The 25055-nt window shown below is 46.6% G+C and carries 19 protein-coding genes; 5 read left to right on the forward strand and 14 right to left on the reverse strand.

Going from position 1 to position 25055, the window contains the following annotated elements; translation table 11 throughout:
• Nucleotides 1-12 precede the first annotated feature (12 nt).
• From E0496_RS04435 to E0496_RS04480, 10 genes are all read right to left on the reverse strand, one after another.
• Entirely contained in the window at nt 13-1032 is a 1020-nt protein-coding gene (locus E0496_RS04435) for an endo-1,4-beta-xylanase (RefSeq protein ID WP_141500456.1), read from the reverse strand.
• A 19-nt stretch (nt 1033-1051) separates the two neighbouring features.
• Nucleotides 1052-1996, reverse strand: a complete 945-nt coding sequence (locus E0496_RS04440; RefSeq protein ID WP_141500457.1) for a carbohydrate ABC transporter permease — start codon at nt 1994-1996, stop codon at nt 1052-1054.
• Between the two features lie 15 nt (nt 1997-2011).
• Nucleotides 2012-2986 (reverse strand): ABC transporter permease, encoded by a 975-nt coding sequence (locus E0496_RS04445; protein WP_139993699.1) that lies wholly within the window; start codon nt 2984-2986, stop codon nt 2012-2014.
• Between the two features lie 94 nt (nt 2987-3080).
• Nucleotides 3081-4817: a type 2 periplasmic-binding domain-containing protein gene (locus tag E0496_RS04450; RefSeq protein ID WP_175598010.1), complete on the reverse strand. Its 1737-nt coding sequence runs from the start codon at nt 4815-4817 to the stop codon at nt 3081-3083.
• A gap of 99 nt (nt 4818-4916) precedes the next feature.
• Complete coding sequence (locus E0496_RS04455; protein ID WP_141500546.1) at nt 4917-6644, reverse strand: sensor histidine kinase; 1728 nt, start codon at nt 6642-6644, stop codon at nt 4917-4919.
• Between the two features lie 95 nt (nt 6645-6739).
• Nucleotides 6740-8320 (reverse strand): response regulator, encoded by a 1581-nt coding sequence (locus E0496_RS04460; RefSeq protein WP_141500459.1) that lies wholly within the window; start codon nt 8318-8320, stop codon nt 6740-6742.
• A 78-nt stretch (nt 8321-8398) separates the two neighbouring features.
• Nucleotides 8399-9187 (reverse strand): Nif3-like dinuclear metal center hexameric protein, encoded by a 789-nt coding sequence (locus E0496_RS04465; protein ID WP_141500460.1) that lies wholly within the window; start codon nt 9185-9187, stop codon nt 8399-8401.
• A 328-nt stretch (nt 9188-9515) separates the two neighbouring features.
• Complete coding sequence (locus E0496_RS04470; RefSeq protein WP_141500461.1) at nt 9516-9830, reverse strand: hypothetical protein; 315 nt, start codon at nt 9828-9830, stop codon at nt 9516-9518.
• Nucleotides 9831-9913: 83 nt separating this feature from the next.
• A complete protein-coding gene (locus E0496_RS04475; protein WP_141500462.1) occupies nt 9914-10504 on the reverse strand; it encodes a hypothetical protein in 591 nt (196 codons plus the stop codon).
• A 784-nt stretch (nt 10505-11288) separates the two neighbouring features.
• Nucleotides 11289-13262: a glycoside hydrolase family 127 protein gene (locus E0496_RS04480; protein WP_141500463.1), complete on the reverse strand. Its 1974-nt coding sequence runs from the start codon at nt 13260-13262 to the stop codon at nt 11289-11291.
• A 136-nt stretch (nt 13263-13398) separates the two neighbouring features.
• Between E0496_RS04480 and E0496_RS04485 the strand changes: the two genes are divergently transcribed.
• Nucleotides 13399-14271, forward strand: coding sequence for a helix-turn-helix domain-containing protein (locus tag E0496_RS04485; protein WP_141500464.1), 873 nt, complete (start codon nt 13399-13401; stop codon nt 14269-14271).
• 499 nt (nt 14272-14770) lie between these two features.
• Here the strand turns inward: E0496_RS04485 and E0496_RS04490 are convergent, their stop codons facing one another.
• Nucleotides 14771-16891 (reverse strand): glycoside hydrolase family 52 protein, encoded by a 2121-nt coding sequence (locus E0496_RS04490; RefSeq protein WP_141500465.1) that lies wholly within the window; start codon nt 16889-16891, stop codon nt 14771-14773.
• A gap of 161 nt (nt 16892-17052) precedes the next feature.
• Between E0496_RS04490 and E0496_RS04495 the strand changes: the two genes are divergently transcribed.
• On the forward strand, nt 17053-17952 hold the full coding sequence (locus tag E0496_RS04495; protein ID WP_141500466.1) for a helix-turn-helix transcriptional regulator: 900 nt from the start codon (nt 17053-17055) through the stop codon (nt 17950-17952).
• Between the two features lie 210 nt (nt 17953-18162).
• Here the strand turns inward: E0496_RS04495 and E0496_RS04500 are convergent, their stop codons facing one another.
• From E0496_RS04500 to E0496_RS35505, 3 genes are all read right to left on the reverse strand, one after another.
• The gene (locus E0496_RS04500) at nt 18163-19620 is read right to left on the reverse strand and encodes an alpha-L-fucosidase (RefSeq protein ID WP_141500467.1); all 1458 of its coding nucleotides are present in this window, start codon (nt 19618-19620) and stop codon (nt 18163-18165) included.
• Nucleotides 19621-19732: 112 nt separating this feature from the next.
• Nucleotides 19733-20758, reverse strand: a complete 1026-nt coding sequence (locus tag E0496_RS04505) for a dienelactone hydrolase family protein (protein WP_141500468.1) — start codon at nt 20756-20758, stop codon at nt 19733-19735.
• A 247-nt stretch (nt 20759-21005) separates the two neighbouring features.
• Entirely contained in the window at nt 21006-21176 is a 171-nt protein-coding gene (locus tag E0496_RS35505; protein ID WP_161601311.1) for a hypothetical protein, read from the reverse strand.
• A 317-nt stretch (nt 21177-21493) separates the two neighbouring features.
• Here E0496_RS35505 and E0496_RS04510 point away from each other — a divergent pair, with 317 nt between their 5' ends.
• The 3 genes from E0496_RS04510 (at nt 21494) to E0496_RS04520 (ending at nt 24985) form a co-directional block, all read left to right on the forward strand.
• A complete protein-coding gene (locus tag E0496_RS04510; RefSeq protein WP_139993719.1) occupies nt 21494-22450 on the forward strand; it encodes an ABC transporter permease in 957 nt (318 codons plus the stop codon).
• Nucleotides 22451-22462: 12 nt separating this feature from the next.
• Entirely contained in the window at nt 22463-23392 is a 930-nt protein-coding gene (locus E0496_RS04515; RefSeq protein WP_141500469.1) for a carbohydrate ABC transporter permease, read from the forward strand.
• Nucleotides 23393-23479: 87 nt separating this feature from the next.
• Nucleotides 23480-24985 (forward strand): ABC transporter substrate-binding protein, encoded by a 1506-nt coding sequence (locus E0496_RS04520; RefSeq protein ID WP_141500470.1) that lies wholly within the window; start codon nt 23480-23482, stop codon nt 24983-24985.
• Nucleotides 24986-25055 lie beyond the last annotated feature (70 nt).

Genomic DNA, 25055 nt, shown 5'->3' on the forward strand with positions numbered 1-25055 from the left:
GGCTGCATCTGCTTAAACCTGCGACGCCTGCTTGATGACGCTCCAGAATGAATCCTTCGGCTCGTGTCGCTCATTAAACAGCATCGGCCAGTTTTTTCTGCCCCGTACGGGAAAATCGTTCAGCCAGGTATAATCATCGGCGGCGCCCCAGAAGGTTACCGCGTCGATATGGCTGCGATACTCCAGCAGCAGTTGAAACAAAGCTTCATAACGAGCTGCCTGAAGCTCCAGCATTTTCTCGCTTGGAGCAGTCAAATCGGTACGCTTATCCTCATGCCGGAACATCGACACATCAAGCTCTGTCAGTTGCAGCCGCAGCCCGAGCGAAGCATATTTCTCAATGGCTGCACGGATTTCATCTAACGCAGGAGCATAGAGGCTCCAATGCGCCTGAAGGCCAATGCCGTGGATCGGTACGCCCTGCTCAATCAGCAATTTAACCAAGGCATAGATCTTGTCGCGCTTAAGCGGATCGGATTCATTATAATCGTTGTAAAAAAGCTGGGCATTCGGATCGGCCTCATGGGCGAATTGGAATGCCTTGGCGATAAACTCCGGCCCTCCGATATCCAGCCACTTCGATGGCCGCAGCAGTTCGGAGCCTTCATCCGCAATGACTTCATTGACAACGTCCCATGCATAAATATCATCTTTGTACCGCGAAACAACCGTATCAATATGGGACTTCAAGCGGTCAAATAGCTTCTCGCGGCTAACCGTGCTGCCGTCGGCCTCCTGAAACAGCCAATCCGAGGTCTGGTTATGCCAGACCAGCGTATGGCCTCTCATTTTCTTGCCATGCTCTCTAGCGAACGCAACGATGCGGTCTGCCGCCTCGAACGTATACCGCTCCTCTGCCGGATGAAGGCTGACAAACTTCATTTCATTTTCGGCGGTCAGACTATTGTAATGGTGAGCGATCAGCCCGCCAGCCCGTTCAATGGTGCGCGGATTAACCGCAGCGCCGATATCGAATGCTGCTCCGAAAGCATCGGATAGCTTTGGAATACGCTTATTCTCCAAGTGATCCATCTCCTATCCTCCTCACTCATTAGCCTTTTACCCCGCCAACCGTCATTCCTTTGACGAAGTATTTTTGCAGGAACGGATATACCATGATGATCGGCAGGGATGCCACAATCGTCATCGTTGCACGAATTGCAAATGGCGTCACTGTATTAGCACCCGAGTTTCCAGCATTCGCAAAGGCGTCACCCGCTGACTTCGTCGTCAGCGATGCATTGGAATTCTGAAGAATCTTCTGCAGTTCATATTGAAGCGTGCTGAGATCGATATTCGATGAATTGTACAGAAAGACGTCAAACCATTGATTCCATTGGTATACCGCTGAGAACAGCGCGACCGTCGCCAGCACCGGAACACAAAGCGGCAGGACGATACTGTAAAACATTTTAAAATCGCCAGCCCCATCAATTCTCGCCGACTCCAAAATGCTCTCCGGCAGCCCTTCGATAAAGGAACGAATGATAATCAAATTGAACACGCCTATCAAGCCCGGAAAAATATAAACCCAGAAGTTATTGATCAGTCCCAAGTCGCGGATAAGCAAGAAGTTTGGAATTAATCCACCGTTAAAATACATGGTCAAAATAAAGGCAATCGTCACAAATTTCCGCAGTACATATTCCTGCCTCGTAATCGTATAAGCAACCATCGCCGAGCAAAACACCGTGGCAATCGTTCCTATAACGGTTCTAAGGATCGATATGAGCGTAGCATGGAAGATTGTTGACTCCTTCAGTACATAAGCATAATTGTCCAGCGTCCATATCCTTGGCAGCAAATAAATACCGCCCTTGATCGAATCCGTCGCATTGTTGAGCGAGACCGCGGCCGTATTCAGGAAAGGATACAAGGTTACAACCATTAATAAGGTAAGAAAAATATAATTGCAGATATCAAAAATTCGATCGCCGTTCGACGAGCGTATGCGGCTTTTTTTCGACGACACAGCTTTTGCTGCTGATTGACTCATGCTGTACCCCTCCTTCTAGAACAGTCTGGACTCACCCATCCGTTTCGCTAGATTATTCGCTGCAAATAATAAAATGAAGCTAATGATCGTTTTGAACATGCCCGCCGCAATCGAGAGCGAGTAGTTGCCTTGCGCAATTCCGTATTTTAGAACAAATATGTCAAGGTTTTCGGAAAAGTCGACGTTCATGCCGTTGCCCAGCAAATATTGCGGCTCGAAGCCCGATTCCAGCAAATACCCGATATTCATAATCAGCAGTACGATAATGACCGGTTTAATACCCGGAAGCGTGACGTACCACATCCGTTTGATGCGTCCTGCCCCGTCCATCTCTGCCGCTTCATACTGAGCAGGATCAATCATCGTCATGGCAGCTAAATAAACGATCGTATTCCAGCCTACATCCTTCCACACGGAGCTTGCTCCGAAGATGCCCCAGAAATATTCAGGAATGCCTAGAAATAAAATTTCCTCGCCCTTTTCTACAAAACCAGTCCAAAGCAAAATCTGATTAATAATGCCATCCGGCGATAACGTCGTTTGGACAATGCTTGCCGCAACGACCCATGAAATAAAATGCGGCAAATAACTAACCGTTTGCACGATCCGTTTAAAAGCAACCTTGCGAACCTCATTAAGCAGCAATGCCAGCGTAATCGCCGTTACAAAGCCGAGAACCAGATTGATTCCGCTCATCGCCAATGTATTGCGCAAAACACGGATAAAGCGTTCATCCTGAAACAAAAATTGAAAATGATCGAACCCGATCCATTTCTGCTCACCGAAGCTTTTGGCCGGCTTATAGTCTTGAAATGCGATGGTCCACCCCCACAGAGGCATGTACTTGAAAATAAACAACCATACTAGGAATGGAACAGACATCAGAACGAGCACGCGCTGCTCAATCAGCTTGATACCAAAATATTTCAGTCCTTTTGGCTTCTTAGGCAACACCAGGCTTGACGTTGACATTGTTGGTTTACTATCCATCATATCTCTCTCCTTCCGGACTGAATCAGGCGAATAAGAAGAAGGACCGGCTTACACTTGCATAAGTCCGGTCCTCCACCGTTACTTAACCCTTTTATTTAACTGCTTCAATCAGCTTTTTCACTTCTTCCGTCGTCCATTTCTCATAGGCTGCCGTGTCCAGCTTGCCGAAAGCGTCAGTGTACTCTGTCCACACCGTCTCAAAGTCAGCCGGTTTAGCCAAGACGAGTTTCGGGAAATACTTTTTCGTAACTTCGTCTTTCTTCGTTTCCCAAATTTGCTGCGAGGAGCCTTGCTCCTTCGGAATGCCCCATGCCGGATACCATGGACGGTCATCTGGCGCTGCGAACATTTCCGAATAGGTTTTCACACCATATTTTTCGAGAATAGCTTTGTCTTCATTGGTCAAGCTCATTTGAAATACTTCTGCTTGCATTCCCGGCGCTACGGAGTTGCCATCCGGCAAGGATGATCCGTTGTTGTACAGCGGCCAGTTCCAAGAATAATACTTAAAGCCAAACTTTTCGTTGAAAGGTTCATCAATCTTGGCGATTTGTTCTTCTGTACGGTACATCCGACCTTGATCGTTGACTTCGTACGTTTCCCCTTTAATGCCCCATTTTTGAAGAATTTGGTTCTCGTCTGTCAACAGATTATCCAAGTACTGAACGATGCGTTCAGGGTCCTTGGCACTTACGGTAATGCCCATGCCGCGGTTTTTAACAAAGCCAGGAGGGTCAAGATATTGATCCTTTTGACCGTCAAATGTAATCGGAAGCGGGTAGTATACAAAATCATCCTGCGTCGGGTCTACTTTAGCTGCGTCTTTAAGCGCATTTTGCGCATTGGCAAACTGCCAGCCGTAATCGAAGAATCCAACCACTTTATGAGAAGTCAATTTCGCCAAATATTGATCGTAGTTGTCTACAAAGGAAGCTTTATCGAACAAACCATCTGCATTGATTTGATTCAGCTTCTGCAACCAGCGCTTCGTATTCTCATCTGCTGCATATGTCTTCGCATCAAACGTGTTCATATCGACAATGACATTTCCGTCATTCGGATAACCAGCCAAATGCATTGGCGGGTTTGCTGTTGCGAAAAATCTCCAGTCATGTGTCAGGGCTACGTAACCAGTTAAGTCCTCATCTTTGTGCTTCTCCACAAAGTTCTTGATGAGTTCCATGTATTCGTCAAGCGTTTTGATTTTTGGGTAGCCAGCTTCTTTTAACACGCGGCGTTGAACCCAGAAAGCACCTTGGTTGATATTTGGATCTGGAATATATTCTCCAACTGTATTAGAGAAAGGCAGGAAGTAAATTTTCCCATCCGCAGCTTTCATTTGATTAAAATATGGACCATATACCCGTTTAATGTTCGGACCATATTTCTCAATAAGGTCATCCAGGGCGATAAAAGCACCAGCGTCTAAAATTTTGTCGATTGCAGCATCCGGAATCATGACATCCGGATAAGCATTGGAAGCAATCATCGTTCCAACCTTCGTATTCAGGTCACCGACCAAATGCTCAATTTTAAAATTGACACCTGTCTGGTCCTCCAAAATTTTTCCGATTGTTGTCTCGTTTGTGTTCGTATCCTTAGCTGCGGCTACGCCGTTAAAATAACTAAAGGTTACTTTTTCAACTGGCTTTGTGTCTGAATTTGTCGTTTCACTAGGGTTGTTCGTGCTGTCTGTTGGCTTTGTATTGCCGCCATTGCTATTCGAGCATGCAGCAGTAAATACCATGAAAGCAGCCAAACAAATCATTACCATTCTCTTTTTCACTTTTTCTAACCCCTCTCGTGTTCGATTTGTTTTTGTAAGCATTTTCATTATAAAAAATGCCATGCACTTTGATTACCCATTAAACTATAGTTCCTGCTTAGGAAAGCATATATCTTCAATCGCTGGCCAGCAGCAGCATCACTATTCCAACGGAACCCTAACCCGAATATACGTGCCTGCTCCGGGGCTGCTCTCAATCAATAAGTGAAAACGATCGCCATAGATCAGCTTCATGCGGTAAATGACATTTTGTACACCAATCCGCTCACCGATCTCTTCCTCGCTGTCTAAATAACCGTAAAACTGCCTAACCTTGTCCTCATTCATGCCGATGCCGTTATCTCTAATGGTAAAGATCAGCTCATTCGCTTCACGCTCGACCTTTACCTCAATTTTGCCTCCATGCCTCAGCGGCTCGATGCCGTGAATGCTCGCATTCTCGACAAAAGGCAAAAACATCATTTTCGGCACCGGACAGTCTTTGGCCGAAGGAGCAACATCAATGTGGTAATCCATCCGGTCCTCAAAGCGGTACTTCTGAATTTCCAGAAAACAAACAATAAATTCAATTTCCTCGCTTACCATCACGCGGTCCTTGCCCCATGTGAGCGAGGTTCTAAATATTTTAGCCATATTATGAATAATTTTCGCTGTCTCCGTCTCATCCTTAATCAAGCTGCGCATCCGGATCGTTTCCAGCGCGTTGAATAGAAAATGCGGATTAATTTGGCTTTGCAGAGCGTTCAACTGAGCCTTCCGTCTTTCCAGCTCAAGAGACTTTGTTTGGATGTCCGCAACATACACATCATCAATCAAGCTTTTCACCTGGATCGTCATTCGATTGAATTCACTCGTTAATTGCCCGATTTCGTCCAAGTATTCGCCTTGCTTGATCGTATCGAAATTTTGGTTTTTCACTTTTTTCATATGCCGCAAAATCCGAACCAGCCGCTCGTTCAAAGAACGCGTAATCCATAAAATAATTAAAGTCGGAATAAAGATATTCAGGCAGGCCAGTACGAAAATAAACTCTCTCGACTGCCGCACATCCTTCAGCACCTCTTCCTCCGAAATCGTCGCAATAATGCGCCAGTCCTCCAAATAACTCACATACGAGTATTCGGCCTGAAATTCAATCGCATCCTTCGGAAACTCCAGCGCCTTATAGGCAACGGAATCCATGCGCCAATCCACCGCAGGGTCCGTCGTAAATTCGATGTCCCCTTTATCGTTCACTAAGTAGATATTGCCCTGTAAATTCTGGTTCTGGAAAATTTGCTCGATCGTGCTTGCCTTTAGATCAATCTTCAAATACTTTTGCCAATGGTTTTTGGATTCAAAATAGTTCATGGCACGAATGATGCTAAACGTATTTTTCGCAGTGCTTGTATCCGTTTTCAAATAAAGGTCCTCTTGCTGCGTCCGGACAAAGATCGGGTAGGCGTCGTCCTGCTTATTCAGCATTTGGTACCAGTCGGTTTGCTTCATTTCACTCGACAAATAGCCAATGCCGCCCGAATGCAGCATCGTTGGATTTTCCACGTAAAATTTAATGTTTTGAATAGAGGTATACACCGGGGGATAAGTATTCAAGATTCTGCGAAAATAGGTATCATAGGCCTCGATATAGGCCGCTGGCTCGTCATAGTCGGTTTCCAAGATTTGATTCAAATTGTAATCCGTATAAAAGACCGATGAAATCGTAACGGCATCCTCAACCTCAGACCGAAAGTCAATGTTGATCTGCTCGACCGCGCGCGAGATGTCCTTCATGCGCTGATTTTTAACATTATTGGTGGTCACATTGTAGAACAGCACGTTGGTGAATACGATTGGAATAAAGACGCAAAAAAGATACAGAATGAGCATCTTGTTGCGCAAACGGACATTATTGAGACTCAGGCGCAGCTTCACGCGAATATTCCCCTTTTTTCCCGGAAACGGGATGATAGTAGAGAGCAAGCTTACATCAGCTTGTTGCGGTACTCCGTTGGTGTCATATGCTCAATCTTCTCGAACTGGGTCACAAAATAATCCGCATTGCTGAAGCCGACCTTTTCTGCTATTTCATAGACCCGCATCGAGCAGGATTGCCGCAGCAGCCGCTTCGCTTCGTTCACTCTCAATTGAAGCAAAAATTCATTGAAATAGACGCCGTAGGTTTTCTTAAACAACTGGCCTAAATAGACGGGATTGATATAAAACTGGGCAGCAATGCTTTTGAGGCTAATATTTTGGGAGAAATTAACTTCGATATAGGATTTGATCTTCTGGATGCCGCCTTTCTGCTGTTCCTTTCTGAGCTCTGTAACTAGCTGCCCGCTCTCCTCGATGAAAGCGACAAACAGCCTCTTCAGCTCGCCAAGCGTCAGGTTCAAATCATGCCAGTTAAGCAGCGGCTCCAGCGTGGATAACGTATGCTCGTCACCCTCCATATCCCGAATCGTCTTCATCACTCTCATGAGGCATTGCTGAACATTCATTTTCACAGCTTCCGGGGCGTAATGCTTCTGCTCAAAATCATCGAACCACTGATCAACGGTCGCTCTGACCTCTGCCAGCTTCTGCTCCTCGAATTGCTCCATAAATCGGTCAAGCCGCAGCTGGTCAAAGCCAATATAATTCAACTGCTCAGACTGAATCTGATCATAGATCACGATTCTTTTCTTCTCATGGCTGTACTTATAAAGCAAGGCTTCCTTAGCTGCCATATAGGACTCGCGGATACTCGGCAGTCCAGAGACTAATGAACCCGCATACAAAAATGCGCGCGGTCCGAAATGAGCATCGAGTCCCATTCGCAGCTTAAGCAAAAAGCGCTCAAGCTCCCCATTAAACGGAGCCATCAGCACACGGGGCAGCAATATGCCAAGCCGATTCCGATGTTCATGCATGCAGATCAACCGGTCAGAAGCCGTTAACCGGAGAAGCTCCTCGCGGACGGCATCCCTAAACCTTGCATCGGATATTTTCTGATCGGACGGCTGCCATTTATGGTTGTCATTCAATTCGGCAAACAGATACACGAGGGGCTCCCCATGCTTCAACTGAAGATGCTGTTCCCATTCTGCAAGGGCGACTTCATCCGCTTCCCCTAGAATAAGCGATTTGATCATCTCGCTGCCGCGCTGCCGTTCCCTGCTGGCTTGCTCCTCATGCTCGCGCTGGAGCTCCACATTTAATTTCCCAAGAATATGCGACAGCTCAATATCATCAATCGGCTTCACGACAAAATCATGCACCCCATAGCGCATCGCCTGCTGTGCATATTTGAAGTCATTGTAGCCGCTCATAATAATGAACGTGGGATGTGTTCCCTTATCCGTCGTGACAAGCCTAATCAATTCCAATCCATCGATCACGGGCATCCGAATATCGGTAATCACAAGCGCGGGCTTAAGCGTCTTAATTAATTCAAGCGCATCCTCGCCGTTGTCGGCTTCACCCGCAATATGAAATCCGCAGCCTTCCCAGTCGATCAGCTTTCGGAGGCCCTTTCGGGTATAGACTTCGTCGTCTACAATAATCGCGCTGTACAATGCCATCTTTATTTCCTCCCTTTAGACCTCGATGATGATTAATGATATCTTCTGTCTGGCTTGTTATGCAGCTATGAAGCCGTTTTACACTATTCGGAAAAGTGGTTCCACAGGAATAAAATGAACCGGGAGCATCGGAAACCGTTCGCTCAGCCTGCGAGCCGCTAGCTCCATCCCCGGCTGCTCGCTCTCCGCATGCCCTAGTACGATAAGCGATTGACGTTTCCCCATAGCTTGAGCATCGCGCGTATACTCCGGCGTCTCCCACTCCGGACCTTCTCCATAGATAACTACATCTGCGTGATATTTTTCAAATAGCGGAATTGCGGTATCTCTGCCGCCGCGATAGCCTGCTAACAGCGCGATGCGGCTGCAATTCATTGACAACTCCCCCACCGCGCGGACGTACGGGAGAGACAGCTTTCTTTTGATATGGAGAATGACCTGATCGACGCTCGTTTCCGGCATCGTCAGCAGCGCTGCCTCCGGCCGATGCTCCGTCACATAAGCTTGCCAGTCTAAAGCCTGGACTAATCCCTCCATAATGCCATCGGGCTGACTGCGATGGATGCCATCATGAAACCGATAGACCGCAAAGCCATTCTCCTCCAAAAAACGCCTCTTGGCAGCGGCAACCGAGTTTTGCCCTTGGTTTGTGACATCATGATGGCTATAAAATAAGCCTTCATGTGAAATGATCAAATTTGCGCCTGTACGCACCGCTCGCTCCAGCACAGCCTGCGTCGCCATAAAGGTTACGGCAATGCCCGTTACCTCGGCTTGCGGGTCGCCAAAACACAAACGATCCACACTATCATTTTGGGGGCCGGCCGATCCCTCCAACGCATCCATAACATCCTGAACGTTTACCATCGCCAAGCTCCCCTTCCTTTAAAATGGTCAGACTCCTCAATTTAACTAGATTGTAAGTTCAAACACAATGGAGCACAATGTAAAAAGTATAGGTGAAGCCCCGATAAAGTATATAATTATTGAGGGAGAGGAAGTGTTTCATGGAAAAAAGAAAGCCGCACTCGAGGTGTGGGCTCGAATGCGGCATTTACATGATTCCTTTTTAGTTGATTCATACGGTAGTGGTTTAAGCTCGAATGATTCTTTTTCCCACAAATTGGAGTCATATCATCTTCATCAGGTACGATTCAAGATGATCTCAGTATTTGTCCACTCGATTAATACTTTTTCAAAAATAATATAAGTAATCAATAATTTTTCCTAAACCAATCTTTCTGGCCCCTGTTTGTATTGTTAAAGTGTTTCCGGTAACGATAAATTGAGATATATTTTGATAAGCTTCGTTTTCTACAGTGGGCATTTCGATATTCACCTCATACCAAATACCTCTTATAAAATTTTCAATATTATCAATTGGAGTTATCGTGCCTGAAAAAATTAAATTATTGCCTAAATTAATTCCCGGCCTATTTATATTTTTTGTACTTATATTATTTGATAAACCAGACTCCAGAAACATAATTTCTGCTTTCAGCATTAACACACATGTTCCCCTCCCCAAGAATCTATGAGTATTTCTTTGTGCAATGAAATTAGCGTTTTTAGAAATACTAGCTTACATTACTGCTACAAATTAACAACTTCACCCACAATATTCGTAAGTATATACTCGCTATCAGAAGGTACAATCGTAATGCATTGATGATTTTTCAGCAAAGAACTACAAGTTTCTAGTCTAACTATCAGACTTTCCTTCCAATCCTTATTCAAGAATGGAAAACAAAATATAGACTTGCCCTGCGCAAGCCCAATAGCAACTGTGGCATTCCATCGTTCATTGCTTATCAAGTGCAAAGGACGATTCATTCGAGTTGGCGAAATTTCCAATTGTTCTACTAGGTTGTTAATCGACTGCTTAGGTAACACTACATCTTCTTCAAGTAATTGCTCAACCGTGGGATAATACTTCAATCCCCATTTATTTCTTTTATAAAGAATATCACCAACATAACAACTATGTTGTCTTAACCTTTTCAGATCCCACTTTTCATTATCTCCTGAAACAATATCTCCAGAACCATGCTTCGCTTTTCCCGCCAACGAATAGGACAGAGCCCATGCACCAGCACCCGGGTTGCTTACAACTCCATAAACAGTAGAAGTGCAGAAATAATGACTAAAATTATTCAACTTATCAACTTTAGAAACTATACCCAAAATACTTGGCTTGCAGCGAACGGACACGTTTTTTAGATGAATACCCTCTATAACTATGTAACTTACCTCCCTGCATATTGTAAGATTGATCGAAAAGTATCCTCTAGTTATTAATTCTATTAACGAAAATTCCCAGTATTGCAGCAAATTATTGCATAACCATTATAAATGATCTCACCCCACCCGTCAGAAACAATGAAGCAGTTGCTTTTGCGGAATTAATCTTATGTTACTAAGCCTGTAACAAAGTTTTTGAGCATGCTGACCAAAATCTCATAGTTTCTGGAAATTCATTCTATATAAAACACACTTATGAATCTCACCTTCTTATGCAAAAAGAGCTGTGTTTCCTACTATTTCATTTTCTTATCTTCTCTTTCGTCTGATTGTGCATCACTTTGCTTATCCCCACTCTCGGTGTGAATTAACAGGAATTGCTCCCTCTATTTTATGGAATTTGGAGCTTCCGATGCGTTTAGATGAAATTTTTCCCTATAATTCCACATTATACGCCTAAGTTAACGAAAAACAGCAACAATAAAACACCCCAAAAATTGTACTCAGAAACCATAAAGGTTATCTGATGTTCATTTTCGGGGTGTGCGTCATGCATCATATAAATTAACCTTCTGCTAATCCACCAAACAGAACTGGAGGATTACTTTATTAACTGTACTTCCAACTGTTCTTACAACCTTTCTTACAACCTTTCTTACAACCTTTCTTACAACCTTTCTTACAACCTTTCTTACAACCTTTCTTACAACCTTTCTTACAACCGTTCTTACAACCGTTCCTTCACCCACACCGCCATCTCGCCTTGGCCGCGATTGGCCCAAGCGTAGTACGGAATGAAGGTTACTTTGGCTGGCTCCAATACCGCTTCCGTGTTGGTGCGGTACAGCTGGCTTCCCCACTGCTCGAACTGAAGCCTTAGCGCATCCGCTTTAATGACCTGTATCCCGCCAATCAACTCATTGTTGAAGGACAAATCAAGCTTGGCATCCTGCGGCAGCAGAAGCTCCTGCAGCTGCGCACCGTTATCCGCTTCCTCTATGCAGTACACGAGCGGACCTCGCTGTAGCGCAACCTTGCCCGCATTTTGTTTAACGAGCGGATGGCTTCTCACCCGCAGAACAGGCATATCAAACGTCAGCTCAACCACATCGCCAGTAGACCAAATCCGGTTAATATGAGCGTAGCCATCCACAATGTTCCCCTCAATGGCATAAGCTTCTCCGTTCACGAGCACGGCTGCTTTCAAGGACCAATCCGGAATACGAAGCGCCAAGGTGAATGAAGCAGGCTGCTCTACGGATACCTCAAAGCGCGCTGTCCCTTCCCATGGCATGCTCGATTTCTGCTTAAGCTGCACTTTCGTAGCGCCTAAGGAGAGCTCCACCTCGCCGCCAATGTAGAGATGCGAGTAAATGGTGTTTTCTTTCGTCGAATACAAATATTCGCCCAGCGATGCCAGCAAGCGGGCAATATTCGGCGGGCAGCATGCGCAGCCAAACCATTCCTGGCGGACCGGCTTCACATGATTGAAATTTTTGTTTTTCCCCTCGCAAACCTCCGGCGTAACCTCCAGTGGATTCACGTAAAAGAAATGCTTGCCATCGCGCGACATGCCCGCAATAACGGTGTTGAATAATGCCCGCTCCATAACGTCTGCATAGCGGCTGTTAGGCTGAAGCTGCAACATGCGGTGAGCGAAGAAGATCAAGCCGATTGAAGCGCAGGTTTCGGAATAAACCGTGTCATTCGGCAAATCGTAATCGAAGGAAAAAGCTTCCCCTTGAGCCATCGAGCCGATTCCGCCCGTAATATACATTTGCTTCGATGCAATATTGTCCCATAACCTGCGGCATGCCTCAAGGAGCGACTCGTCCCCTGTCTCCCGAGCTACATCAGCCATACCTGCAAGCATGTAAACAACGCGTACCGCATGGCCACCTGCCGCTTCTTGCTCCCTTACGGGCACATGCGCTTGGTAATATTCTGGTTCAATATGAATTTTGTTATTGCTCCAATGCGTTGTTCTTCCGCGGCGGTCTGCCTCTTCTTCGAAGAAGTTTGGCAGCTGTCCGCGTTTATCGATGAAGTAGCTGCTTAGCTCCAAATACTTGCGACTGCCTGTCGTTTCATACAGCTTTACAAGCGCAAGCTCAATTTCCTGATGGCCGTCATAGCCGGCAATTTGGCCGGGGCCATCCCCGAATACAACTGCTATGTCATCTGCAATCCGGCAGACGATATCGAGCAGCTGCCGCTTGCCCGTAGCTCGATAGTAAGCGACCCCAGCCTCAATCATATGCCCAGCCGAATACAGCTCATGGCATTCGGTCAAGTTGGTCCACTTCTTGTCCGGCTCCTTGATCGTGAAGTACGTATTCAAGTAGCCATCCGGCTGCTGCGCCTTGCCTATAATGTCGATCATCTCGTCTGCTACCTGCTCGAGCGCCTCGTCCCGCTTCGTCTCCAATAAATAAGCAACGGCTTCCAACCACTTGGCTACGTCCGTATCTTGAAACACAAAGCCGTAAAAGTCACCTTTCTCCAAACCAGCAGCAATCTTAAAATTGCTGACCGCCCCGCTTCGCTCCGCGCCTTCAACCCGATCATTTATGGCATCCCATTGGTAAGGCACAACAACGTCCCTAACTAGGTTAATATAATAATTCCAAAAATCATCCGTTATCTTCACTTGCTTCAATGATACCGGCTTTGCGTGATCTTGGCTAATCGCTTGTCCCATTTGCACTGCACCTCTTCCAGCATTGTTTAAATTTCATACTGCTGATTTCTATTTTATGCGTTAGAATGGAACATAACTACAAACACAAATAACCTATTTCTTATAAAATTTCACACAAGTGGGAGTGTGATCATCGATGTCAGAAACGTCAGAGCATGTCTATTTTGCGGCACCGCCGCTTCCCTATTACCTAGAAAGCGGCGTAACCCTTCATCAGCCTGGCGACCAGCACCCAAGCCGAAAGCAGCTTGGCGTATTCGATTTGCTCATCGTGGAAAGCGGCTGCTTGTTTATCGGCGAGGAGGAGCAAAGGTGGTCATTGACGGAAGGACAGACCCTTCTGCTCCTTCCCGATCTATATCATTATTCCGTCAAACCCTCAGAAGAGAATACCGTCTTCTATTGGGTTCACTTCCAGGCTGTCGGGCAATGGCAACAATCCAGTCTGGAGCATGCCAATCTGAATCATGAAGCACATTATAAACGTTTTCTAACTTCACCCTATTCGCTTCATCTTCAAAAAGCATGGACACTGCCTTATCCCGAGCAAGCTTATCGGTTGATGCGGGCGCTGAACAAGGCCGGCAGCGAACGCCAATCTAGCGCTTTTTGGACGCAACAGCAAACCTTTGAGGAGCTGCTGCGCATGATGGATTTACGCCAAAATGAAAGCTATACAAGCCCCGTCGTCACGCTCGCCGAGAAGACGGAAGCTTACATCAAAAACAATTACCGTACGGAGATCACGAGCAAAACCATGTCCGAAACGCTCAATTTTCACTACAACTATATCACCCGCTGCATGAAGCAGGTGTATGGCATGACACCAATTGATTACTTAGCCAAATACCGATTAGAGCAGGCGAAGCTCCTGCTGCTGAAGACGGAGTGGCCCGTTGCTGAAATCGCGATGCATGTAGGCTTCGAGAACGTTCCTTATTTCTCCAATTGCTTCACCCGTCAGATCGGACTGCCGCCAACCAAGTTTCGCAAGCGTTATACGAGTTGAATTTCTTTCGAATGGCTGCTAAGCAGCCACAAACGAGTTAGGAGAATCGTAAATCTTAGGGAAACAAATTATGCCTGCATTCAAAGGCAATCGCTTTAAAGATCTTACACAAGAAATAGTGCTGTACTAGCTATACTGCACTTCTGCAGGCAAATGCTTTATTACCTCTATCGCTAAGCTCGTATGTTGTAGAACGTACAATATAAGCAGCTATTTTAGAGCTAAAAGTAACACAAAGGGCTGATTCTAATGCATCCATACAACATAGAAGTGTCATGTAGACCAAACAGCACAAAGTTCCTGCAGCCGTGCAGGATAGGCAGCTATATGAGAATCCGCATCTCCGAAATGACCATCAGAACCATTTGGCGAGCTCACCATGCAACTGCTGTGAATAAAAAAGCAGTGTCCTTTCGGCAATAACTACGCCAAGAAAGAACCCTGCTTTATTAACCATATATGCAAGAGCAGACGTGCTGCCCCTCTATACGGTGCCGTTCTATTTAGTTAAGCGGCTTTCTTCCAGCCATAAAATCGACGTCACGCCGCGCGGATAATATTTGCTGCCCGTAATCCGTCCGGAAATAATCTGATCGCTCCAGCTCCATATGGACAGCTCGGGATGCGTCAGCCACTCCACATGTGCCGCGTCGGCCGCATGCCCGCGCTCCTCCCAAGCAAGGCCAAGCAGCTCGCGTGCAACGAACTGGCATAGATAGATTTTGCTCAGCCAGCTGTTGTTGCTCGTCGAGGAAAGCTTCCAGCCGCCATCGTCAAACAAGCAGATGCCTGGCTGCAGCACGTAGCTCAAATGCTTGTTCAAAGCAGCTAAATAGGTGCCGAAGCGCCCGTTGGGATCAAGAGCAGCGCGGTCTCCCGTCACGTAAGGGAAAATAAGCCCTTCGATCGCCGGTATAATTTTGGAATCGTTGTTTTCGCCGATAACCGCCGGAATGTAGCCCTCAGCCGTTACGTGGCTAACGATTGTTGCCGCACACTTGTCCGCTTGGCTGCCCGCGGTTTCTGCGAGCGAAGGGCGGTCATTTTCCCGAAATAACCGTTCCATGGCAATGTAGGCAGACCAGCATTTGCCGGCCAAATAAATATTGTTGCGGGATTGACCAAGGGAAACATCCAAGCTGTCGTAGGTCGTAATCTCAGCGCCGCCCATCGTCCGCGAGCTGTCTAGCCCCATAATCCCGTTACGGCTTGCCGGGTCCGGATCATCACGGTTCAGCATGCTATCGAGACATTGCTCAAATACTTCCATGTTGGCAGCGAGCCATTCCTGGTCAGCCGTCTTCTCGTAATATGCCGCTGCGCAAAGCACCCAGTTCACGAGCTGCTCATGGGTCATATGTGAGAAGCAGCCGTCGAGGCCATACAGCTCGTAAGAGGAATAGCTTTGGCGGGAAACCGCATTGGCAACGCCCATATCATGAGTAAAGCTGAGGCCGCCCGGGTATTCCGTGCTATCTCCAGGCTTGCGGACCGTATCCTCATAGCTAAAACGTTTCACGAACATATCCAGCTCGTTTTTGACCGTCCATGGATTCATCTTAAGCTCGTAGAACAGCTGATCGACCGTTAGATCAAACGTATTCATCATCCGGTATTCGCCTTCGTTTACAATCCAAAATGGCTTGTCCTCATAGTTGAGCAATTGCGTGGAGCCGTAGTAGCTGCGAATCGAATGATTCAGCATAAAGATTTGATCGTCGGATAAGCCTTCCTTCTCCGTCAATTCACCAGCCTGAACAGCTTCCGAGGTCATTCGGTCAAAATGGGTTAAGGCGTAGTCTGCCACGGATTCGACGTTTGCAAAATAGCGCGTATAGTAATAAGAAGCATCGATGCCTGTTGTTACATAACCGCTTCTATAGAAACTGATGGCGAAGCGATAGGTCTTGAGCTCACCCGGCTCTGTATCCATCAACAAGGTGCAGACCGGACCGAGACCGAAGGTCCAGTTCTCCTTAAGCTCGGCCGAAAGAATATCCTCCATGCTAAAATGCTGCGCAGCCGCAACCGACGGATCATCCGACACGATTGCAACATGACGGCCTTGGCCGATGCCTGTTCTGCCTTCGGTATCTACAATTCTACGCATGGAGCTGTAAGGGTCGCTTCCTTGAAAACCGAAGATCGCTTTGCGCTTGCGGTCGGATTTTCGGTTGTCTACGGTTAGTTCGGCAAATACTGCTGGAACCAGCACGTCCTTGAGTTCCTCCTCGGAAGCGAGCGAAGGATCGGGAACGGAGCGAACCTGCGTATAGATTCGGAAGGTTAAATCTCCTGCTTGCCAAGTATCTGTCGTGAGCTTAAAATCACGCGAGATCGCCTGCTGCGGCCAAGGATGCAGCAGCTTTGGCTTGTCCGGGCTCGGATCAGGATTCTCGATATCATAGCGCTTGCTCTCGTCTTCTTCCTTCACGTCATGGAACGGCAGCGTGTCGTAGCCTTTGCCGTCCAGTCGTTCTAAGCCGATATAAATATTCTCCTTCGGAGGCCTTCCCAGCTCCAGGTCAAAACCGCCTGATGCGCCCGGAAAACCAAGCGTAAAGCTGGAAAACGAACCAATCGGGGAATGATGGGCATTAAAAAATTGATTTTTAGCCAAAACGGATTCAGCTCCTTTGTCGTGTGATCTCCTCCTATCTTACGATCGTTGCGTACTGCCAAACAGGGACATAACGGACTTTTATTTGTACAAAACGTCAGCTGCCCTACCGCACCGGTATGCTATACTGAACTCATCCTAATTAGCGAGGAATTTGCTTGATGAGAAACCATCTTCCCTTCGGACTGGAAAACAGCATAAACGAGCTTATGACGCCCGATCTGCAATTCGCCTTTCAAATTGTGGCTGCGCATAAGCGCGCAGTTAACGAGCAATGGAGCTATCCCGACCATCATCACACGATGTTTGAGCTTAACATGGTGCTTGAAGGCGAACAAACCATGCTTGCGGATAATCTTTCCTTCGTACAGCAAATCGGCGATATTCTGTTCCTTCCTCCCGGTGTTCTCCATAGCAGCAGCGGTTCACCCAATAAGGAGCCGATGACCTATTTTTGCCTTCATTTTGATATTGACGACCTGACACTCCGCAGAAGCCTGATGGGCATGCAAACGACGCTGCTATCAACAAGCCATCCTTCCTCAGCAGCGATCAGAAGCACGCTTGAGAGATTATTGGAAACGCTGCCTTATGCCCAAACAGGCCTGCATCAGGATCGGCTTGCTTTCTTGAGCGATACGTTTCTACTGTTATCCGCGCTTACGAATTGGGCCATTGCTGACGGTCCTGCCAAAATACATGGAAAAGAGGCCTCCGAGAACGACGTATCGCTCGCCGCAACGATTGAAAGAGAGCTGCGGAGCGCCAGCGCTTCTAGCCGTTCCACGGAGGAGAAGATCAGTATCGAGAAACTAGCCGTCCGGCTCGGCTATACTCCCGCTCATTGCAAGCGCGTATTCCAACGGGTGTACGGAATGTCCCCGCGCCAATATTTAACCGGGCTGATCGTGCGCCAAGCAAAGCTGCTGCTCATTAACCCCGAATTAACAATAGAAGACATCGCCTATCAGCTCGGCTACCGTGATATCTCACAATTTAGCAAGCAGTTCAAGCGCTGGATGAACCTCTCCCCCGCTGCCTTCCGCAAGCTAACCAAATAATTAGCTTGCGGAAGCTCCAAATTCGGAGACATGTCGTACGATCAATCCTTTTTAAAATCTTCACGAAAACTTTAGAGTGCATCCATGTTTTTAGTTTGATCTATAACGAAATATAAAAAAGAAAAAAATCCCCTGCCCCTGCAAGTCTGCATTTATCTTTGTAGATAAGCAACAAACATTGAGCAGCATGAAGGGATTCTTCTTGGTTAATTAATCGATATTCAAGCTAAACACGACTGGAGCCGCGCTTTGCACCTTATTTGTCTTTATGATCAACGCTTCTTCCGTTCTCTCCCATACCGGTTGCTCATCAAAGCCTAAAATGCTGATATCTTTGATCATCCCGTGAAAATCATGAGATTTCTCCCGCAACGCTTTTATTTTCACTACTCCGTTCTCCGGATAGACAAGCACGATGGCATACAATCGGCTTCCCTTCACCGTAAAGCGGATATCCTCGCTTGTGAACGCTTTCGTCTTTCCGTCCGTGAATTGGCCTTCCTCAACCAAGGTCGGTCCTTCGCCAAACGTTCGCCAAAAGCTCGTATCGTAGATGGCTTCGCCGTTCATCTTCAGCCAATCGCCGATTTCAAGCAAAATCCGCTTATCCTCCTCCGGAATCGTGCCGTCCGCATGAGGTCCCACGTTGAGCAAAAGGCTGCCGTTTTTGCTGACGATATCGATCAAATCACAAATAATCTCAATCGATGTTTTATAATCATTGCCCGGCGTATAGCTCCATGAATTTTTTGCGACCGCCGTATCGGTTTGCCAGAAATAAGGCTTCAGCGCAGCGAATTGTCCCCGCTCCACATCAGGCACGGCCGTTCCGAAATGAAAAGCCTCGTGCTTGTAATTAATGGCAACCTCTATTCCCCATTCGATAGCTTTGTTGTAATAATAGGCCGCGAATTTTTTGAGATAAGGCTTGAATGCGGCCGTATGGATCCACCAGTCAAAATAGAAAATATTCGGTTTGTATTCATCTACCAGCTCACAGCATCTAATTAGCCAATCCTCCAAGTACTCCTGGCTTGGCGGAGAACCATACAGATCCTGATGATCAGGCTCTGGCATGGATGGCCAATAAAAGTCTCCGCGCTCAAGCGGCTCCTTGATATCGGATTCAAACTCCTTGCCATGGGAGAGGAAAAACCAATGCTCGGCCCGGTGAGAGGATACGCAAAACGTCATGTCCCGCCCCTCAAACGCGGCTTTCATTTCACCTAATACGTCTCTCTTCGGTCCCATCTCATAGGCATTAAAATGAGAGACATCGCTTTTGTACATTTGGAAGCCATCGTGATGCTCGGCGACTGGCATAATATATTTTGCGCCCGACTGCTGGAATAGCTCCGCCCACTCATCGGCATTAAACTTCTCTGCCTTGAACATTGGAATAAAATCCTTATAGCCGAAGTCCTTATGCTCTCCGTAGGTTTCAATGTGATGCTTGTATTCCTCTGACCCTTGGATATACATATTTCTTGGGTACCATTCATTTTTAAAGGCAGGCACAGCATAAACGCCCCAGTGGATGAAAATGCCGAACTTCGCTTTTTTGTACCATGCAGGCACTTCATACTCGCTTAACGATTCCCAATTATCCTTAAACCTGCCGCTTGCAATAGTACGATTAATCGCTTTCAAATATGCATTTGTGTCCATCCTCGCCATCGCTCCTTCACATGTAGTTGCCTATATTCCATTCTAGCGAAGCAGCCATGGCAGACAAATGTATAAAAGTAACATTCTATTGGACGAGAATAAGTTTCATTTGTTAATCAGCAGATAATGTGCGCTTCAGCCAATTGTAAGACAAGCGGCCACTAATTTCGTGGGCGCCCGGAAATACATCGGTTTCCAGCTTGTCTCCCGCGCCCTCCTCCTCGTAAATCGACTTGATTTCCGCTGCTGCCTTACGGAAGCCTGCCACCGGAAAGATTGGATCACGCTCACCAGATTCGAGGAACAACGGGCGCGGTGCGATAAGGCCGATCAGCTCCGGCAGCTCGGCATGAACAAGCAAGCCGGGTGTATAGTTATCGATGCAATGATGGACAGCAAAAATGCTGTCCTTAACCGTATTCGTAAAGCCTGTGAGTACGGTTGCTCGGATTCGCGCCTCAAGTACAGAGGTAACGTAGCCGATCAAACCTCCACCAGAGAAGCCCATCACGCCAATGCGATCCGCGTTCACCTCACGCCTTGAAGCCAAGTAATTATAAGCCTTTAATGCCTCGGTTACGCGTAAGCCCGTCAGCGTCTTGCCAAGCATCATCAACTGCGTAGATAGATTGTAGCAGGAGCTGGGCGCATTTGGATCAAGCTCCAAATCGGCAAGCAGTCGGCGTTCGCCAAAGCCGATCACATCGGGAGCGATAACGACCATCCCCCGCTTGACCAGTTGAACTGCAAAATGCTGATGAATACCCGGCTCTGCTTCATCAGGCGAGCCATCCTTGAGCAAGCCGACGATTTCTCGGCTACCATAGCCGTGACCATGAATCGCCAGTACCCCAGGCAGCGGCCCCTCCGCATGATCCGGAATAAGGACATATGCTGCAAAGGTCAGTTCCGGAGTCGCCGACAGCTCCACTCGTTCGCGAACGTATCCATCGCATTGTACGCGCTCCAGAAGCTTCACTACATGTCCGGGATTTGACTCAAATTGACCGATAACCTCACGCAGGGCTGCCTTAAGCTTTGGTCTTCTTTCATTGCGGAGCTCGCGCCCCGAATCAGCTTGATGCTGGTTAACTGCCTCATTATACAGCTTCTCTAATAAAGAATCGCCATGCCACATCCAACCATCAACCCCTCATCTACATTTTTATTATGGTGTTACGTCTAATAACAAAGCACGTTTCAGATGATACGAAATGTTTGTCCTTGGCTTGGTGCCATTAAGGCATTAAGATCGATTTTGCAGAAAAGAAAATAAAGTTTGGTTAAACGCCTCCGGCGTTTCCATATTGGACATATGCCCGGACTGCGCGGCAAACGGTTATAGCCTCGCGATTTGGCCCACAGCTGCCGAGCAGCCCCTCGAATCATTCCCATTTATAAGCATCTATGTTAAAAGCTGAATTCACGTCCGTTTTCATGTTTTGTTCCTCTTCTGTAAACGGAAGCCACATGGCATCCTCAGCCGCATAGAGCCGAGCGATAGCTCTACGAGATTTGACATGGACCTTACCCTGCTTGCGTGTACGTTCGCTCATTCCTGTTCTCCTCCTTCTCACCCTGCTCTATCAAAGTTTAATTCCCGCTGCCCGCAAATGGTATGCCGTTTTTTAATCGATTATGTCACTTTTTTAAGCAACCATTGGAATGGTCATTGGACATTGGGTGGTTTATTAACCTATGGGAAATTAATGCGAGAATTTGGAGAAGATACACACCATCAGCAGAATTTTCTGAATCTAACGTTTGTTGACTATAGTATCAAGTTTGTTGTCTAGAACCACCCAATCCTCCTACTATACAATGTACCTAACAAGTACAACACAACAGAGAAGACACCGAAAGGAGCAAAAGCATGAAATCGACTGTTCAGCTTCAAGATAAAAGAAAGCGCTTACGAATCCGTTGGCACAAGCAGGATACGGAACTCACCCTCTTGGCTTTGCCGACAACGATCTGGTACATCCTGTTTTGTTTCATCCCTATGTTCGGGATCATTATTGCCTTCAAAAACTTCAGAATTAGCGGCGGATTTCTGAGCAATGTATTTAATAGTCCTTGGGTAGGCTTCAAAAACTTTGAATTCTTATTTAAGTCGAATGACGCTTGGATCATTATTCGAAACACCATTGGATACAACATTATCTTTATCGTCCTAGGCATTGTGCTGCCCGTCCTGCTCGCTATCATGATCGGACTGCTCCACAGCCGCAAGGCGAGCAAAGTCTATCAAACGATGATGTTCCTCCCCTATTTCCTATCTTGGGTTGTCGTCTCGGCGGTAGGCTGGGCGTTCCTAAGCTTTGACAAAGGAATAGTCAATCAAATGCTCGTCAATATGGGCGGCGATCCTGTTAACTGGTATATGGAGCCGGCATATTGGCCCTACTTTCTTATTCTCTTAAATGTCTGGAAAGGCTTAGGCTACGGCATGGTCATCTATCTGGCAACCATCACAAGCCTGGATAGCACCTACTATGAAGCAGCTGTAATTGATGGCGCTTCCATTTGGCAGCAGACGAGATACATTACTTTGCCCATGCTCAAACTTGTTATCGTCATGCTGTTCATCTTGGCAGTTGGACGTATATTCTACACCGACTTTGGCTTATTCTATCAGGTCACGCGAGATTCCAACTCCCTGTTCAATGTATCTACCACCATCGATGTCATGGTGTATAAACAACTGAAATCCGCTACCTTGGGGATGGCAGCTGCCGCCGCATTCGTGCAGTCGGTTCTGGGCTGTGCAACTATTCTAATCGCTAACTGGATTGTTCGCAAAATTGATCCGGATAGCGCGATGATGTAAGGAGGTCACGCCATGTCAACGAGAAAGACTTATGAATCAGGCCTTGAGAAATTCAACCGAACAAGCAACGTCGTAAACATCTCTTTCCATCTGATATTTATCGTCTTGGCGCTGCTCTGCGTCATCCCTGTCATCGTTGTTCTATCCATTTCCTTGTCCAGCGAGGACTCCATTCGGGAGACAGGATATCATCTGCTGCCGGTTGCAATGTCAGGAGAGGCCTACGGCTATGTAATCAAGCAGGGAACGATGATTTTGCGGGCGCTCGGCGTATCAGCTCTAGTTACTGTGGTTGGCACTGTGCTTGGCGTATTGCTTACCACCTCCATGGGCTATGTGCTTTCTCGCCCAACCTACAAGCTAAATGGTTTTCTAACCTGGATCGTTTTCATCCCCATGATCTTCAATGGCGGTCTGGTATCCAGCTACTTCATTAATACTAACTTATTAGGACTAAAAGATAGCGTCTGGGCACTTATTCTACCACTTGCTGTCTCATCGTTCAACGTTATTATATGCAAAACCTTCTTTAAAAGCACGATTCCCGATGGGCTGATTGAATCTGCTGAAATTGATGGCGCGAGCCAGCTGCGAATCTTTTTCTCCATCATCCTGCCGATCTCCTTGCCGGTTATAGCAACCATTGGATTGTTCCTTTGCTTCTCGTACTGGAATGACTGGTTCCAATCGATGCTGTATATCGACAACCAGAACTTATATTCTCTGCAGGCACTGTTAAATAGCTTGATGAGCAATGTGGATGCCCTTGCCAAAAATGCTGCAAGCATGGGCGTTAGCTATGCCGTGCTTGTTGCAACAATGCCGAAGGAATCTGCCCGTATGGCTGTAGCCATAATCATCGTTTTGCCTGTAGCCTTCGCTTATCCGTTCTTCCAGAAATATTTTATCTCCGGATTAACGATCGGCGCTGTCAAAGGATAACCAACGAAATAAGCCAAGCTAGCTTGGTTTATGATAGATCACTGTACCACTGTTACGGTGACACAACTTCAATAAGGGGGAAATGAAATGAAGAAATCTTGGAAGCTCATCTCTACGCTTTGTATTCTCACACTACTGGTGACAGCCTTAGCAGCCTGCTCCGGCTCAAATTCTCCAACTGCAACAAATGAGCCGAAGACATCTAATGCAGCTACAGATGCACCAAAGGACACGGAAACACCTAGTAAAGATATTCCAACGCTCGTCTGGTGGACCATCGGCGGCCAAGTCCCGAATAACTTCAGCAAAGCGATTGATGCCATGAATGCCTATACAGCAGAGAAAATTGGTGTAAAAATTGACATCAAGGTAGCCAGTTGGGGCGAATGGGACACCAAAATTAACACGATTGTGAATACAGGCGAACCCTTCGACATTATGTTCACAAACAGCGGCAAATACAGCAAGCAGGTAGCTATGGGAGCTTTTGCCGATATCACTGATCTGGTTCAAAGTGAAACTCCTGACTTATACAAATTGATTCCAGAAAAGGTATGGGACGGCACGAAAATTGGCGGCAAGTATTATTCCGTTCCTACCTATAAGGATTCTGCGCTGACTCAATATTGGGTGTACGATGATAAATTCGTGCAAAAATACAATATCGACATTAACAACATCAAAACACTGCAGGACCTTGATGCACCTCTTCACAGCATAAAGTCTGGCGAAGGCAAGAGCTTCTACCCATTGCCAATGACGCAAGGTGAAGGCTTGAACGGTTTCTTCAACAATTATGACGATCTAACGCTAGGCTTTACTCCAATTGGAGTCAAAGCTGACGATGCTTCACGTACAGTTGTCTCTGTTCTTGAGCAGCCTGATATTATGGCTGATCTGAAGCTCCTGCACCAATGGTATCAAGATGGCATCATCAACCCTGATGCTCCGACTAAAACAGAGAACGACAAAGGCAGACCATTCTTTGCCGCGCAGGCATTCCCAGGCGCAGAAGTAAGCTGGCAAATCAATGATGCTGTTCAAAAGTATGATATGGTTCAGCACTTCGGGCCTATTTATACAACAAGTACGATCCAAGGCTCCCTGAACGCCATTTCTGCGAATTCGAAATACAAGAAGGAAGCATTGAAGTACCTCGAATTAGTTAACACAGATTCAAAACTGCGCAATATGCTGGCATTCGGTGAATTAGACGTGGACTACAAAAATGTCGATGGCGAAAAGGTCATCGAGCGTACTTCCGATACTTGGCCACTGGCTGCTTATTCCCAAGCTACGTTCTTTAACCTAGCCGTTACCAAAGGTGCTCCTGAGGATCAGTGGGATCAGGTTAAAAAGCTGAACGATGCAGCGACATCTTCCACTCTGCTAGGTTTCGCGCTGGACATCAGCAATCTTCAAACTGAAGTAGCCAATTGCCAATCGGTATGGGATAAATACAAGTATGAACTCATCACTGGCGCATCCGATCCTGAGAAAGTGATACCAAAGCTTACAGCTGAACTAAAATCTGCTGGCATGGACACGATTATGAAAGCTGCCCAAGAGCAAATTAATAATTACTTCAAGTAAAATAACAAAGCATCCCTTATAGAGACACTCTGTATGGGATGCTTTCTTCTTGCTACCTATGAAGCTTTGC

The organism is Paenibacillus luteus, from assembly GCF_006542765.1.
Classification (GTDB): domain Bacteria; phylum Bacillota; class Bacilli; order Paenibacillales; family Paenibacillaceae; genus Pristimantibacillus; species Pristimantibacillus luteus.